The organism is Acetomicrobium mobile (genome assembly GCF_937920065.1).
Genome location: NZ_CALETC010000247.1, coordinates 1 through 14,700, shown reverse-complemented (window position 1 = coordinate 14,700; position 14,700 = coordinate 1). Strand labels below are relative to the sequence as shown.

Here is a 14,700-nt window from a genome sequence, read left to right as displayed (position 1 = left end):
GAGCAGTACCTGCATTAGTTTGTTATCGAATTAATCAGGAGGTGGCCACAAGTGAGCACCATGAAAAAAGGACCCACATTCACACAAGCGTTGGTTGTATTTTTAGTTATAGTAGCTGTTATAATTTTTGGGCTTGTCGTAATGAAGGTAGACGCCCATGTATTATTAATACTAGGGACATTCATTGCCGCTATTGCATCTTTAAAGCTGGGATACGAGTGGAAAGATTTGGAAGCTGCTATGTGCAACAGCGTTTGTCGTGCAATGTCAGCCATGTTTATCTTTATATTAATAGGTATGGTTGTAGGTGCGTGGATTCAGGCAGGAACAGTACCCGCTTTAATTTATTATGGATTAGGAATTATTAGCCCAAAAATATTTTTACCGGCTGTACTGATAATATGCTCCATTGCGTCCGTAGCAACTGGGAGCTCATGGACTACAGTAGGCACTGTCGGATTAGCATTGATGGGAATAGGGCAAGGCCTCGGAATCCCCCCACAGATTACAGCAGGAACTATCATATCCGGAGCATACTTTGGGGATAAAATGTCCCCGCTTTCTGATACGACTAATCTTGCTCCTGCTATGACTGGCACAGATATCTTTACTCACATAAAGGCAATGATGCCCGCAACGGTGCCATCATACATATTGTGCTTTATTCTCTACGCTTTAATCGGGCTGCGATATGGGGGCGGAATGCTGGATGTAGCTACAATTGAGGAAATTCAAGCTACTTTAGCAAAAAACTTTAATATAAATCTCATTATCTTATTGCCCGCAATTATCACCCTCACTTTAAGCATCATGAGAGTTTCTGCAATTCCAGGATTAGCCATTGGAGCCATTTCTGGCTCGATAGTCGCAATATTAATGCAAGGAGCGACCTTGCATGATGCTATAACAGTTCTGAACTATGGTTTCGAAATAGAGACCGGCGTTACAGTTGTTGATGAACTACTAAACCGAGGCGGTATTCAAGGAATGATGTGGACCTTTTCACTCGCTTTCTGTGCACTTGCCCTAGGCGGAATCCTAGATGAAATGGGCTATATGAACGTTATTGTAGAAAGAATGACAAGAGCCATAAAACGACCAGTTACTCTTGTTGCGGCAACGATAATATCATGCTGGGTATCGGTGATTGCCATGGGCGAGCAATATCTCTCAATAATTTTAAACGGAAGGTTATTTAAGGACGCTTATGATAAAGCCGGGCTTGCCCCTGAGATGCTTTCAAGGGTTCTGGAAGAAGGAGGAACTTTGGGCTCAGCCTTAGTCCCATGGACAACATGTGCTACATTTGCAGCACCAATTCTTGGGGTGCCAACGCTAAGGTATGCTCCTTGGGCATTTTTTAATTACATAAATCCCCTTGTCTCAGTAATTCTAACCGCTATGGGTCTTTTTGTGTTTTACAAAAATGACATAGAAAGTCATGCTCATGAGTAAAAGACAAAACGACAGTTACCTGAGGGGATCTGATTTGGAGGAAGCTAGATGAACAGAGCGTTGCTTTTATATAATGCATTGCGAAAATTTCCAAGGGCTGATATAGGTATTTTCCCCACGCCAATACAACAACTGCATAACCTTGAAAAAAGGGTGGGTCATAGCCCTCTGTGGATAAAACGCGATGATCTTACAGGCCTTGCCTTCGGTGGAAATAAGACCAGAAATCTTGAGTTTCTACTGGGAGATGCAGTGAGCAAAAATTGCGACACTATAATCGTTCCTGGCCCAATACAATCAAACCTATGCTGCATCACAGCGGCAGCAGCGAATAAACTTGGATTACGTTGCATACAAATATTTAACGATGAAAAACCTACTGAAATAACAGGCAATTCCACATTGAACTATCTCTTGGGCGCGGATTCACGCTATATAGGCAAGGTAGATTTAGACACACAAGCTAAATATATGGAGAATCTTGCTAGCAATTTAAAAGCAAAGGGAGAAAGGCCATACGTTGTATATAATGGCGCCTCTACACCCTTGGGAGCTCTGGGATATGTAAAAGCTGCTCTTGAAATTTACGAGCAAGTATTAAAAAGTAAAGCAAATATGGAGAGCATTGTTATAGCTGCGGGATATGGCGGTACGGCAGCAGGATTGATTTACGGCATTGGTGTTCTGGGAATTCCCTTCAAAGTCCATGTGATTAGTGTAGAGTTTGACAAGCAAACTTTGAGATCTATTTTCCAAAATTTCATGCCTGAGCTAGAAAGGTTGCTGGGATTATCTTTTGATTGTTCTATCGATGATGTAGCTGTTATATATGATGACTACATGGGCGAAGGTTGGGGATGTTCAACAAAAGAATCCGAGAAAATGATACATCTTTTTCCGCAAACAGAAGGAATCTTCGTTGAAAAGGTATACACTAGCAAACCGTTAGTGGGAATGATGGATTTGCTCAGCAAAAAAGCCTTCGCCTCAAGAGAAGGAGTCTGTTATTGGCACACTGGGGGATTGCCAGCATTATTCGCCCAGGTTAAGCAATGCTAAACTTGAAATATTTCGTCACGTCATGGACATACGAAATTAAGCAATAGAAGAGACAGTCTATGCGGAAGGGGGAAGGAGCTACAAAGGAGTAGGTAGAATTTTTGGGGATAGATACAGAAACATGGAACATATACTAAAATACCTACAAAATAATATCAGGATATTAATAGCCACAAACAAAACCCAAATGCATATATCCAGATTCATAACAAGGAGGTAGTCGTAATGAACAAAATTATACAGTTGAGGGAAGCTGTAGTCACGGGAGATTCGGAGCAGGCTATCAACATCGCAAAGGAGCTGCTTGAGTCCGATATTTCAGTGAAGGATGTGGTAGATAATCTGACGGAGGCAATGCAGGAGTTGGGGGAAAAATTCGAGAGATTCGAGGTCTTCTTGCCCGAGCTGGTCGTAGCGGCCGATGCCTTTATCTCCGCCATGGAAATACTTAAGCCAAAAATAGATCAAGAGTACGCCGCAACCGGCGCCGCCAAGAAGCCCACCGTAGTGATTGGCACCGTTTCCGGCGACTACCACGAAATTGGCAAGACGGTCGTTGGGCTCCTGCTGCAGGCCAACGGATTCGAAGTCGTAGATCTCGGCGCCGACGTTGACCACGTTGCCTTCATAGATGAAGCCAAGAAGCACAAGGCGGACATCGTGGGGCTGTCGGCCCTCATGACCACGACCATGCCAGCTCAGCAGGAGTTCATCAAAATTGCCATGGAGGCCGGCGTGCGCGACAAATTTAAGATAATGATCGGTGGAGCTCCCACGTCGCGGGAGTGGGCCGAGGAAATCGGAGCGGACGGCTGGGCCTTCGACGCCTTTGAGGCCGTTGAAGTTGCAAAACAGCTCGCCGCACGGACTGCATAAAGTCCCATAACACGAAGGAGGAAGAAAATCATGTCAAATTTTCGCATGTGGGAGGTCTTTGGGAAGTCCTTGGACGGGCCCTTTTATAGGGACCAAAACGAATACATCATCAAGCGCTTCATTCCCATAATGAAGGATGTAATCAAAAAATACGAAATAAAGTGGGATCGCGAGACTGTCGTCAACACTGATGACAAATTCGCCGATACGGTTTGGAATGCCGCCAAGGAGTTCTTCATCAGGGTGGGCGTCTACCACCAAAACGCCCACAGAGTAATGGAGTTCTCCGAAGAAGAGGTAAACGAGGTGCTCGAGAGCCTCGAGCCGGAGTACACGGTCGGGGCAGGTCACGACCAGAGGAGGTTGGGCATCCGCTCGGTCGAAGACGGCGTTCATCGCCCCTTCCACCTCTTCAGCCCCGATGCCAACTTCAGCACCGACATCCACAAAAAGGCCTGCATGGCCTATTTGAAGGAGCCCCTCCTGGACGGGCTTTGTGCCCCCCTGCTGGAGGACTTCATGGGGCGCAAGGTGACCTCGAACGCCCCCACGGAAGTGGCCGCAGCGATGGAACACGCCATGAACCTGCGCGATGCCCAGCGATTGGTCGGCCGTCCCGACGTATATACCGTCTCGGTCGGAACTGCCGAGACGGATCAGGCGCAGATCGCCGCCGCCAACCCCTCGTGGGGAGTGCGCCCCCAACATCTCGATGGACGAATGGTCTCAATTTTGACGGAGATGACGACCAACAGCCAGATGCTAAATAAGTCCTTTCACTATCGCAGTTACGGCAACGTCTTCGGGAACCTCGCAGGGGCCGTCTATGGAGGATATGCCGGCGGGATCGAAGGAACGTTGATCCTGCAGACGGCCTACGCAATTGAGGGCGCCTGCCTCTACGGAAGCATCTGGACGCTGCACTTCCCCTTCCACTTGAGATGGCAGTCCACGACGACCCGCGAGCTGCTGTGGTTGCAGAGCGTCCTCTCTCAGGCCATCGCTCGCAATTCCAGGCTTTCCTTCTTCAACAACCTCTTCGCCAATGCAGGGCCTGGAACGGATCAGGTATACTACGAATCTGCAGCACATGCCTTGGCCATAGAGCCCTCTGGCGGACATCCATGGGGTTGTGCCACATGTCGAAATAAATTCACCGATAGGGCGACTCCGCTGGAAAGCCGCTTCTATCACGAAACGGCGAGGGCATCCTTCAGGAATCGTATATCGCGAGAGAAAGCCAACGAGATCTGCATCAAGCTCCTGGAAAAGTATGAGGAAAACATCCCCATCGACAATTACGGCAAGACCATACAGGAAGTCTACGACATGGACAAGATAGTGCCTCGCCAGGAATATCTGGATCAATTTAAGCGCATGAAGGAAGAGCTGGCCGAGCTTGGGGTGGAATACCCCTACTAGGGCACAGCCGGCGGAAGGTCGCCATCTCCCACGGGGCCTTCCGCCTTCGTCAAGCACAAAAAAATGGAGGATTGTTATTGATGAACAAGATAGTTGAGTATATTAACGCTCTTGGCAGGACACCCGTGATTCCCCTCCTTGGCTTTCCAGGCCTAAAATTTGGGGGAAACACCATTCGCCAAGGCCTGACGGATGCCGAGATTCAGTATAGGGCAATAGAGGAGCTTGCTAACCACTTCGAGGTGGATGCCTTGATCCATCTCATGGATTTGACGGTAGAGGCGGAAGCCTTGGGAGCCGAGATTCACTTTCCCGAGGATGCATCGCCATCGGTCAAGGTTCACCCCCTCAAAAGCGTCGAGCAGCTGAAGGACCTTAGCGTTCCCGATCCCGAAAAGGATGGGCGCATGCCGATTTTCATCGAAACGGTCAGGCGAATGAAGGAAAACTTATCCATTCCGGTGGGTGCATACGTCATTGGACCCTACACCCTCGCAGGGGAGATGATGAAGGTCGAAAATACGCTTAAGGCCACCATTAAAGACCCTGATCCGCTCAAGGAAATTTTAGCCTTCATGGCCGAAGTCATAAAAGTATATGCAATGGCTCTCGTGCAAGCCGGCGCGGATATATTGACGATCTTGGAGCCAACTGCTTCCATGCTTTCACCCAAGCAATTTGATGAATTTTCCGGCGCCTACATAAAAGAAATATATGACAGCCTCCCAGAGTGTATGACCGTCTTGCACATCTGTGGTAACACAACGTACATCTTGAAGGCGATGGCCGCCACCGGAGCAGAGGGCTTAAGCTTGGACACTCCCGTCAAACTGCACGAAGTCATCGATATGATACCTGATGTAGTCCTCATAGGAAACGTCGATCCTGTGCGAGTCATGCTACAGGGAAGCCCTGAAAAAGTCTACGAGAACACGCTGGATTTGCGGAGGAAGATGAAGGGACATAAAAACTTCATACTGAGCACCGGCTGCGATCTCCCGCCGGAAACTCCCTTCGAAAACATCGAAGCCTTCGTGAAAGCGGGAAGGGCGAACCTTTAAATAACCTGAAGCAAACTTTGCTTCCAAGGAAAGCCAGACATGATTTTACAGCCAGCCCGAAGTAAAATATGATGGGCTGGCTGTAAAAGATCCATCGAGCTCGTGGTTTGCGCACCAACTGGCAATCAAATTGGAATATGAAGGTGATTGACGATGATTGATAAACTGAGAAGGAATGCATGACATTGAGCAAGAAGATAACTTTTTTGCCCATGAAAGAAGTTGTCCTTGCCCCTCCAGAGGATGCAACTTTGGGAGAATTGGCAGCTCGCCTTGGGCTTCCACTCGATCAGTCCTGCGGTGGCGTGGGAAGATGTGGTAAATGTCGAGTCATCGTGAGGAAGGCAAGATCCATGCCAAACGAGATCGAGCGAAAGATGCTCACGCCCGAAGAACTGATGGCGGGATATCGCCTTGCTTGCCAGTGCCCCCTCGAGGACGGCCTTGTGGTTTTGCTTCCCTGTGCCGAAAAAGGAGAAATGCAGATTTTAGACGGCGAGGCAGAGCTTTTTATCATCAAGGGACGGGATCCCCTCGTAAGAAAGAGGGCGACGAGGCTAACCATGCCAGAGGTGGATGATGACATCACGTCCCTCGGGGAGATCGTCTTAGAAGATCTCGGCCTAAAAAATACCATCTCCCTCAACTTGTTGAAGGAGATGGGCAGCCTCTTTTTAAATCACGAGCTGGCTACCATGGTCTTTACGGAGACGGATTTAATCGCCATTGAGAGGGGAGACACATCCCACAGCCTTTATGGCGTCGCCATCGATATCGGGACGACCTCTCTGGTCGTGTGGCTGGTGGATCTCAACACAGGTATTGTGATAGATCGTTGCTTGGAAGTTAACCCCCAGATTTCCTTCGGTGCAGACGTTCTTTCAAGGATAAGCTATCTGCAGAAACACCCAAAGGGGCTAGAGACGTTGAGGAATGCAATTTTAGTATCGCTAAATGAAATGATAGCCAACATCGCTTCTTGCAACCACCTTCCAGAGGAAGAGATATATGCCGCAGTCATCGTGGGAAATACCTGCATGGAACATATAGCCCTCGGGATTGATCCCCTGACCATTGGACGGAGCCCGTTTATACCGGTTTCGCGCTTCTTTCCCATGCTAGATGCATCTTCCCTGGGATTGGCCGTTAACCCTGAGGGAAGGGTGTTGGTGATGCCCTGCATCTCTGGCTATGTTGGAGGCGATATCGCGGCCGGCGTCATGGCCTCGGGAATGTTCAAGGATGAAAAGATAACCCTTTTAATTGACATAGGCACGAATGGCGAGATCGTGCTCGGCAACAAGGAATTTTTAATCGCTTGCTCTGCAGCAGCTGGACCTGCCTTTGAGGGGGGCCAGATTTCATGTGGCATGTGCGCCAAGGAAGGGGCAATAGAAAAGGTCCGCTTCGAGGATGGGAATATAGAGCTCGAAGTAATTGGAAAATGCGACCCCCTTGGGATATGTGGATCGGGGCTCATCGACCTTATCGCCGAAATGCTTCGCCATGGGCTCATCGATGAATCCGGAAAGCTCAATGAATCGGGATCCAAAGATCTTGGCTATCGTATCTTTAGGGATGAGTCCGGCATACTTGGTTTTCGGTTTTGTAATTTATCCCCCATAGAAGGCACTGGACTGGCCATTACCCAAAGAGACGTCAGGCAGGTACAACTGGCGAAAGCAGCAATTGCGACGGGCATAGAAGTTCTTCTTGAAAAAACTTGCATTTCCATGGAAGATATCGACCGCGTCATCGTGGCAGGAGCTTTTGGAAATTACTTGAACAGCGAAAATGCCATGACGATAGGTATCTTGCCAAAAGTTCCCCTTGAAAAAATACACTACATAGGCAACTCCGCTATAAGGGGGGCATATTGCGCTCTCATGTCACAGGACGCTCTACAGGAAGTAAATGCAATTGTTGACCGTACAAAAGTTGTGGAGCTCTCGACACTCAAGGATTTCACGAATATTTTTCTCAAAAATCTTGTTTTTAAAATTGATTAAAGGGATATTAAGGGTTGTTAACAGATGAAAGAATTCGTAGTTTATATCCAGTATGAAAATCATGTTAAGAACAATAACGATATCGAGCGAGGGTATTATGAGAAAGTCTTTATTGATGACATAAACCTTAACCTGGATTCGCTGGAAAGATATTATAAAAAACAAGGTGATCGATTGCATGAGGCATTCACTGACTTTTACGCATCTTGGCAAAGTAGCCTATGCCAAGATGTCCTTCAACCCAGGGCAGTAATCACATTTATGCCAACAAGGAGACTCATTAATGTACTAAATGACCAGTCTCCTCAAGAAATAGAAACGAATCTAGCAGACACTCTCGAAAAGTCTTCCACGGTAGCCCTGACGGTGCTTACCCTGGGCGTTGCCATTGATGAGCTGTTTATAAAACTGCGTACCAGAGCCAAATTCATTATCTGTCTTCTCGTCGATACAGCGTCTTCCTTATTGCTCTATGAAATGCACGTCAGGCTGAGAAAGCTGATAGGCGAAATAGCTGAGTCAAGGTTTAGTTTATATCCAATGTATGAATGCTATCCGGGTATCGGAGGACAAAGCTTAAAACTTATCCCTATTATCTTAAAACTATCCAATGCAGAGAGGATTATCGGCGTAAGAGTTAATGAAATGACAATGATGTATCCCAAAAAATCCGAATGCTCAATCATGTTATTGGGAAAAGAAAAAGCTAAAATGACTATACGGCCCTGCGCCCCTTGTCAAGGGAATAGATGCCTTTATTATCAATTAGGAGGGTGTCATCTTTTTACCCCTTGTCCCGGTTAACGTGCATTCTATATTTTGCGATGCAAACTGCCCTTCCCTCAACTAGAATAAGCAGCTCAATAAGAGCTATGTTAGTCACTCCTATTGAGCTGCCAGTTAGAAAATTTTATTCTTTCGGCTCTAACTCCTCTTTTCCAAATTCAACGGTCTCTAGCCACCACGTAGGATAACCTACGGATTCCTGTTTGCCATCAGGATAGGTGATGAACCCATCACAATACTTGCCGACAAGCTCGCGAGCTAAAGTCCACCATCTATTTACCACTTTGTTGATGTTTTTATTAACATACTCAGTCAAGTATGATTTAGCTTTTGCAGGATTTTCTCTGTAAAGAGCAAATGCTTCTTCCTCAATTACGGGTTGATACATGAAGAATTCGTCTTCGAATGCCTTTTGCGCTGCCTTTATATCTTGAATCATGTAGTTAAACTTCAAATCAGCCCAATTAGAAACAAAGTTAAATGCCCAATATGCAGAATCCCTATCAAACTCCGCTCGAGTGCACTCGGTAATGCTCTTGGGAAGAGACGTTACGCCGGCATAAATTGGCATATAAACCGTGGAATGGGGTGCGTCTTCTCCAAACCACAGCACTCCTCCCAGAGGATCTGGCAACCAGCTTCTAGCTTGGGCTACAAAACTATAGGAACAACGGAACATAGAAATGGCTCTAGTCCAGTCTACGTGTTTCCTGCCTTCAGGACGAACTTCTGCAGGAGTTGAATATCGGTTTGGTGTACCGAAAGGTCCTGCTGCAAGCCCCTTTGTGAGATCAAAACGCGTTCCCTCATGGTAGTCTCGATTTATTTTGATAAGGTCCTTGACGGATACCTTTTTGTCCGGCTTAACCATAAGAGGATACATTTCTGCGGCATTCTCTTTCAATTTCAAAGAGGGAGCTAATAAACTTAAAACTCTCCATTCCCTGCGTTGTTGATAGTAAGGAGTTCCGTATGGTTCAGGATTATAGATTTTGTGGAAAACGAAGGGCTCTCCAGGCTTCCACCATCCCATCTCTTGAGCAAAGCTTTTTATATTTGAAGAATACATAAAGTTTTCCTTGTCATCCCAGTCAATTGTCCCTATTCTTGTGCGGTTCGCAACGACGGTAATACAATCGTCGGGGACACGCTGTGCAACCCAGATAGCTCCCGGTTTCCTGCTTTCAGGAGTCCAAAGAGGACCCGGGCCGCATATATCGAATATCCAGCCTTCGTTTTTATCGATCACTAGAAGGGTTTCGCCCCCATCGCCGTATCCATATTTTTCTGCAAGCCCTGTCATGACTTTGATAGCCTCTCGAGCCGTCTTAGCCCGTTGAAGTCCAAAGACCTGAAGTTGCTCTATCATCATCCACCCATTCGGACAATAGTTTTCGTCTCGCCCCGTCCACGTTGCCTCGCCCATTATTACCTGATGTTCGTTCATAAAGGGATATGCTACATGGAAATAAGTGTAGGTTTCTTTAACTTGAGGAATTTCACCAACTTTTACCAGCGGCAGATCAGGTCTTGTACCATGACAAATCTCTTTGTAAACAGGTACCATCTCCCCTTCAGGATGATTCCCTCCGGGGATCACCCTCACCCTATTGTCATACCAGCCGTCACAGGTATGCGTTACCATAACCGATCCATCTACAGATGCTTTTTTGCCCACCAAAATAGTAGTGCAAGCTGAACCCATTGAGTTAAATAAGAAAACAGCTAGTATAGATACTGCTAATATTCTCGCCCATCTCTTGCTCATTTTTACCTCCTCCTTTTGCCTTGCTACCAGTTGCCCATCAAATGTAGAGGCAAACATTCTTGTCAGTTAAATGACGTAACCCACCCCCCCTTTTAACTAATCGTAGTAAACATTATCTTCCTTTGCTTCCTGAGGATTGTGGAGATAAGTTCCCAGCGAATTTGCAATAATTTCTTTATAGCCCGGTATCCCTGAAATGATTATCTGGTTATCTGGATACATTGATGAGAAGAATTGTAACATTGTTTGAAAAGTTGATGAATGGCGTCCAACTCGTACATCAATCGGCCATCCACGCTCGTCTATGGGAGAATAAAGCAATCCATGTTCTCCAGCCTTCATGACAAACTCGTCTTTACCGGTCATGAGCAAGTACTCGTCGGTAATTCCTCTTATTCGGTCGAGCATCGGCTCCGCTGATTCCAAAAGCAAAGACATAGCATCCGAGTGGTCTCCGATCTCTCTGTGCGATAATCCTCTAAGTGCCTTTGGAGAAAACTCCATACTTAAGGGCACATCAAAAAGCTCCGCCGTGAGGGTCATCGATGTCATGGCAGCTACCGCTTCCCCTTTTTCATGCGTCACTATAGTATTGATAACGGGATATTCTAATTCGGCTTCATGAAGGTCGACTACTATGTCTACATGCTCCTTGCGAATAAGCTCCATCATGGCCCACGTAGTACGTTCGGTTATGGCGCTATTGCTCCTCCCGGGCCAACATCTGTTGAGATTTCTAAAATCCATGTAAGCCAACATTTGCCTCGTGGGATAATGAATATACACCTCGGGATCCGGCCAAGAATCAAGAGGATTAGAAGATCTGTCCCCCATGCGAAAAACTTTAGTCCCCCAAGGGGTCTTAATGCGATAAAATGCCGGATAGGCTTCCCCCATCCTCGTGCATGTTGAGGCGCTTCTGTTCGCCCTGATTATCACGAATAAACGTCCTCTTTCTATCCTGACATTTTCCGCCACGAGAAGAGCTGTGAGATTTGCTGCAGGCTCCTCAGGATGAGTGCCGCCTATAAGTAAAGCGGTACCCCCAGGAATACCACTATCAAATACATATATGTTGCTATCATTAACGGTACCTTTAAGAGATGGTTCATAATCGGACAAATGCCTAACTTCTGTTAAAGCCGACGAGGGAACAACAGGCTCTTTAAAATGCCTGTGAATGTAAAAGTCATATCCGCTAATTACTGCAAAAATACCCATAAATAGTAAAGTTAAAATTTTTACATATTTTAATTTGTTTGACATAAAAAGCCTCCTATTGTTATTTAAGCCTGGCTATTCTTAAGACAAAAGGAAGCAAAACAATACCATATAAAACAATATCTTGAACGTTGGTCGATTTTATAAAGTTGCGCAAAATAGCTCCCATGAAAAAAAGAACAATACCGTAATACAACCACATGATGACAGTGTTTGCTATTATCATCTTAATTAAACCTCCAGGAACGACAGATTTGTACTAAAAATAAGAAACAACGTACCGATTAAAGCCACAAATCCCATGGGAATAAGACATGCCCTTACAAAATCACCATAATATCTACCTTTGTAGTCGAGCTCTATAACAGTGGCACGACCCACGATAGCTGTAGGGGGCAAACAATCGCCTATTGGCCACATCACAGCCATTGCCGATAAGGCAATAATTGGATCCATCCCTCGCATATTGAAAAGCATGATAAGAGGAACGCCTATTAAAGGAGCTACTGCGTATTGAAGGAACCCCTCAGATAGTGGCAATATGAAGAAAAGCGTTGCATACAACATCTTTAATGGAAGAGTGACTATTAACAACGAGATTAAACCTCTGGCACCGCTTAGAGCCATAATTTGAATCAATACCCCCACAACCACCATGATACCCACCAATGGCAACAGCGAATGCACAGTAGAACATGCAATTTGCCATATAGGAAGAGGTTTCGGGCTTAAAAGTACTACCGAAAAAGAGGCAATCATAAAAAGTAGGGGTAAACCTAATACTGGTATATTAAAAAACAATACTCTTCCAGCCAATATCAACGCTAGTAGCAAAATAAAGGGAAAACCTACCTTAAACCAATTTTGTCCACTTGGCACATCAGGAAGAATTTTCAAAGCTTCTTCTAACTCCAATTTTTTACTTTCCTTACCCGCCAACCAATAAGTAGAAAATAGGGCTCCCATCAAAGAAAGAATCAGCAATGGCTTAGCAAATCCCACATAGGGCATATTAGCGCCAGCAGCGGCCATCATGGCCCAAAGGTTTATGGGAGGCGCAGCCGCACTCATAACTGCTCCCATATAAATGATGCCTGCTCGCCTAGTTTCGTCTATTCCCATCGAAGAAAGCACCGAACTAACCAATGCCCCGACAGTAAGGACTGTAGTAGCCCCTGAACCCGTTATCGCTCCTGGAAGTAACAATACCAGCGTCAAGAAGAGCAAACACAGATTTCGCCTTGCATGAAAAGCAGTTGCTATCTTCCGCACTATAAATGCAACACCGCCACTGTCTCTAAAGAGCGCCATGAAAAACGTGGCTGATAAAAAAATTAAGCACACATCAAAGTAAGTAAAAGCGCCCTCTACAATATGGCGTATAGGAATAAGTGGTATGATATCCCTTGGTTCGGATGCTAATCGTAAAAGAAGGGAATGCGTGAAGGCAGCTACTATTGCTGAAAAAAACATGGACAGTTCCGTGGTAAATTTTGTCAACTTGAATACTACAAAGGCCGCAACGATAACTAACAGAATAACCCCAGAATGTACAAACATATAAACCTTCCCTTTCCAAAAGATCAAGTCCTACCCCCCCGGGGTAGGACTTGATCTTACTTCTCCACTTTGACATATTCCTTCAATTTCTTCCCGATCTCCAAAGCATCTTTAGCAATTATCAAGGGCTTGCCATATTCTTGAGCTAATTTAGTAAAATACCCATCGGAATCGCTTTCAGCTACAACCAGCATGACATCCCCCAGTGGCATGATCTCATCAATTGATTGTTGATCCGCGCTATCGGTACGACGCGCCATTCCCTCGACATGAGCGGTTATTACAATCATTCCTTCCTCCTTAGCAGCGGCTATAACCTCCTTACAACGTGCGATCTCTTTATTGATATTAGTTCCAGCGGCTCCCATTCCCTTCCCGCTAGTCCCGGTAGTAACAATTAACGTTTTATAACCCTTGCCTTTTAGCTCAGAAGCGATAATGGTGTTATTATTTTCCACAGGTACAATTTGCGCTTGCATAAGGGACATTTTGACCATCACAGCGCCCGGACTTTGACCACAAGTTGTGACGATAACAGGAGGCTCAATTGTCGGCACTTCACTTGATACAGCAGTCATCGGCAGGCAAAGTAAACCACAGATGCATACCAAACCTCCAAATGCCAAAATTTTGATAATTCTTTTCATGTTCCAAGACCTCCGTTCGATTAATTAATATAGTCGAGCTCTGCAAAATTTAGAGCAACCCGATCTTTTAATACGACCTGTTGATATTTTAAAGAATCATTTTTCTCTTCGCAGATCACCCGCAAAGCCCTCTTTCATGTCGCTTGACTCTTTTAATTATTGGCCCAAAAAATAACTTTCTAGAGGCCTTTGTACTATAACTGCGTTAATGTTATCGTATTAACTAATCTTTCATCAGGCGATCCTCATTAGAAGAGTCACTATCGCCGAGTTTGCTAAAACCCTTACAATATGCACGAGCAGTTTGTACTGGTCACGATTGATCGAGGCAAGAAGACACATATCTTGTTGTGCGGAAATCTGATAAGTTATCAAAATAACATGGTCGTATTAATTATACACCAAAATTTTTCGTCGTCAAATTTTAACATCAGTTTAGATTGCAATAAATATTTAGCTATAGATATACATTAGTGCTCAATCATATTATCGAAAAGAGGACAGCCTGCAAAATGATTTGGATACTTTAGAGGCAGGTTATTTGACCTTTAGAAAATGCATCATCAGTCATATATTAACTGGTCTGACCTATTGAGCACACGAGCCTTTTTCATCTTATCTGTTCATTAGAAAATAAACTTATGCTATACTTGCGCAAAATTGCAGTCGTAACACCGCTACCTTCACAGGTTTTTCCGGTAAAGGAGCCATCATATATGCGATACACTCCGCAGGAAGGGCTTTTATCCTTAAAAACTGCGTATCTTGCGCCTTCCCTTAGGGCGATATCCAAAACCTTGAAAGCTCCAATTAAAAAATGGGGCGTTACATCCTCG

The 14,700-nt window shown here is 45.4% G+C and carries 13 protein-coding genes; 7 read left to right on the top strand and 6 right to left on the bottom strand.

The genetic code is table 11. The annotated features are described in order from the left end of the window. Nucleotides 1–60: 60 nt before the first annotated feature. The 7 genes from nhaC to Q7P41_RS09340 all read left to right on the top strand — a co-directional run bounded on the left by nhaC (nt 61) and on the right by Q7P41_RS09340 (nt 8,686). A complete protein-coding gene (nhaC, locus tag Q7P41_RS09370; RefSeq protein ID WP_303883757.1) occupies nt 61–1,455 on the top strand; it encodes a Na+/H+ antiporter NhaC in 1,395 nt (464 codons plus the stop codon). A 48-nt stretch (nt 1,456–1,503) separates the two neighbouring features. Beyond that, on the top strand, nt 1,504–2,514 hold the full coding sequence (locus Q7P41_RS09365; protein ID WP_303883752.1) for a pyridoxal-phosphate dependent enzyme: 1,011 nt from the start codon (nt 1,504–1,506) through the stop codon (nt 2,512–2,514). Between the two features lie 225 nt (nt 2,515–2,739). Continuing rightward, nucleotides 2,740–3,390 (top strand): B12-binding domain-containing protein, encoded by a 651-nt coding sequence (locus tag Q7P41_RS09360; RefSeq protein WP_303883751.1) that lies wholly within the window; start codon nt 2,740–2,742, stop codon nt 3,388–3,390. Nucleotides 3,391–3,420: 30 nt separating this feature from the next. Further along, nucleotides 3,421–4,812: a monomethylamine:corrinoid methyltransferase gene (locus Q7P41_RS09355; RefSeq protein ID WP_369693153.1), complete on the top strand. Its 1,392-nt coding sequence runs from the start codon at nt 3,421–3,423 to the stop codon at nt 4,810–4,812. A gap of 80 nt (nt 4,813–4,892) precedes the next feature. After that, the gene (locus Q7P41_RS09350; RefSeq protein WP_303883749.1) at nt 4,893–5,873 is read left to right on the top strand and encodes a uroporphyrinogen decarboxylase family protein; all 981 of its coding nucleotides are present in this window, start codon (nt 4,893–4,895) and stop codon (nt 5,871–5,873) included. 185 nt (nt 5,874–6,058) lie between these two features. After that, a complete protein-coding gene (locus tag Q7P41_RS09345) occupies nt 6,059–7,882 on the top strand; it encodes an ASKHA domain-containing protein (protein WP_303883747.1) in 1,824 nt (607 codons plus the stop codon). A gap of 24 nt (nt 7,883–7,906) precedes the next feature. Then, nucleotides 7,907–8,686, top strand: coding sequence for a hypothetical protein (locus Q7P41_RS09340; RefSeq protein ID WP_303883745.1), 780 nt, complete (start codon nt 7,907–7,909; stop codon nt 8,684–8,686). A gap of 106 nt (nt 8,687–8,792) precedes the next feature. On the opposite strand, the gene Q7P41_RS09335 is transcribed toward Q7P41_RS09340, so the two are convergent. The 6 genes from Q7P41_RS09335 to Q7P41_RS09310 form a co-directional block, all read right to left on the bottom strand. Continuing rightward, nucleotides 8,793–10,436: a dipeptidase gene (locus Q7P41_RS09335; RefSeq protein WP_303883743.1), complete on the bottom strand. Its 1,644-nt coding sequence runs from the start codon at nt 10,434–10,436 to the stop codon at nt 8,793–8,795. A gap of 96 nt (nt 10,437–10,532) precedes the next feature. Beyond that, nucleotides 10,533–11,702 carry a succinylglutamate desuccinylase gene (locus tag Q7P41_RS09330; RefSeq protein ID WP_303883741.1) on the bottom strand — a complete coding sequence of 390 codons (1,170 nt, stop codon included), beginning with the start codon at nt 11,700–11,702 and terminating at the stop codon, nt 10,533–10,535. A 16-nt stretch (nt 11,703–11,718) separates the two neighbouring features. Beyond that, nucleotides 11,719–11,883: a hypothetical protein gene (locus Q7P41_RS09325; RefSeq protein ID WP_303883739.1), complete on the bottom strand. Its 165-nt coding sequence runs from the start codon at nt 11,881–11,883 to the stop codon at nt 11,719–11,721. Nucleotides 11,884–11,888: 5 nt separating this feature from the next. Then, on the bottom strand, nt 11,889–13,217 hold the full coding sequence (locus tag Q7P41_RS09320; protein ID WP_303883754.1) for a C4-dicarboxylate ABC transporter: 1,329 nt from the start codon (nt 13,215–13,217) through the stop codon (nt 11,889–11,891). A 56-nt stretch (nt 13,218–13,273) separates the two neighbouring features. Beyond that, the gene (locus Q7P41_RS09315) at nt 13,274–13,864 is read right to left on the bottom strand and encodes a DUF6305 family protein (protein ID WP_303883737.1); all 591 of its coding nucleotides are present in this window, start codon (nt 13,862–13,864) and stop codon (nt 13,274–13,276) included. Between the two features lie 610 nt (nt 13,865–14,474). Next, on the bottom strand, nt 14,475–14,700 hold a 226-nt coding region (locus Q7P41_RS09310), incomplete at its 5' end, for a DUF523 domain-containing protein (protein WP_303883735.1).

Coding starts and splice junctions, on each gene's coding strand:
- Q7P41_RS09325 (WP_303883739.1), bottom strand. CDS start 11,883: ATGATAATAGCAAACACTGTCATCATGTGGTTGTATTACGGTATTGTT.
- Q7P41_RS09330 (WP_303883741.1), bottom strand. CDS start 11,702: ATGTCAAACAAATTAAAATATGTAAAAATTTTAACTTTACTATTTATG.
- Q7P41_RS09350 (WP_303883749.1), top strand. CDS start 4,893: ATGAACAAGATAGTTGAGTATATTAACGCTCTTGGCAGGACACCCGTG.
- Q7P41_RS09315 (WP_303883737.1), bottom strand. CDS start 13,864: ATGAAAAGAATTATCAAAATTTTGGCATTTGGAGGTTTGGTATGCATC.
- Q7P41_RS09340 (WP_303883745.1), top strand. CDS start 7,907: ATGAAAGAATTCGTAGTTTATATCCAGTATGAAAATCATGTTAAGAAC.
- Q7P41_RS09335 (WP_303883743.1), bottom strand. CDS start 10,436: ATGAGCAAGAGATGGGCGAGAATATTAGCAGTATCTATACTAGCTGTT.
- Q7P41_RS09360 (WP_303883751.1), top strand. CDS start 2,740: ATGAACAAAATTATACAGTTGAGGGAAGCTGTAGTCACGGGAGATTCG.
- Q7P41_RS09320 (WP_303883754.1), bottom strand. CDS start 13,217: ATGTTTGTACATTCTGGGGTTATTCTGTTAGTTATCGTTGCGGCCTTT.
- nhaC (WP_303883757.1), top strand. CDS start 61: ATGAAAAAAGGACCCACATTCACACAAGCGTTGGTTGTATTTTTAGTT.
- Q7P41_RS09355 (WP_369693153.1), top strand. CDS start 3,421: ATGTCAAATTTTCGCATGTGGGAGGTCTTTGGGAAGTCCTTGGACGGG.
- Q7P41_RS09365 (WP_303883752.1), top strand. CDS start 1,504: ATGAACAGAGCGTTGCTTTTATATAATGCATTGCGAAAATTTCCAAGG.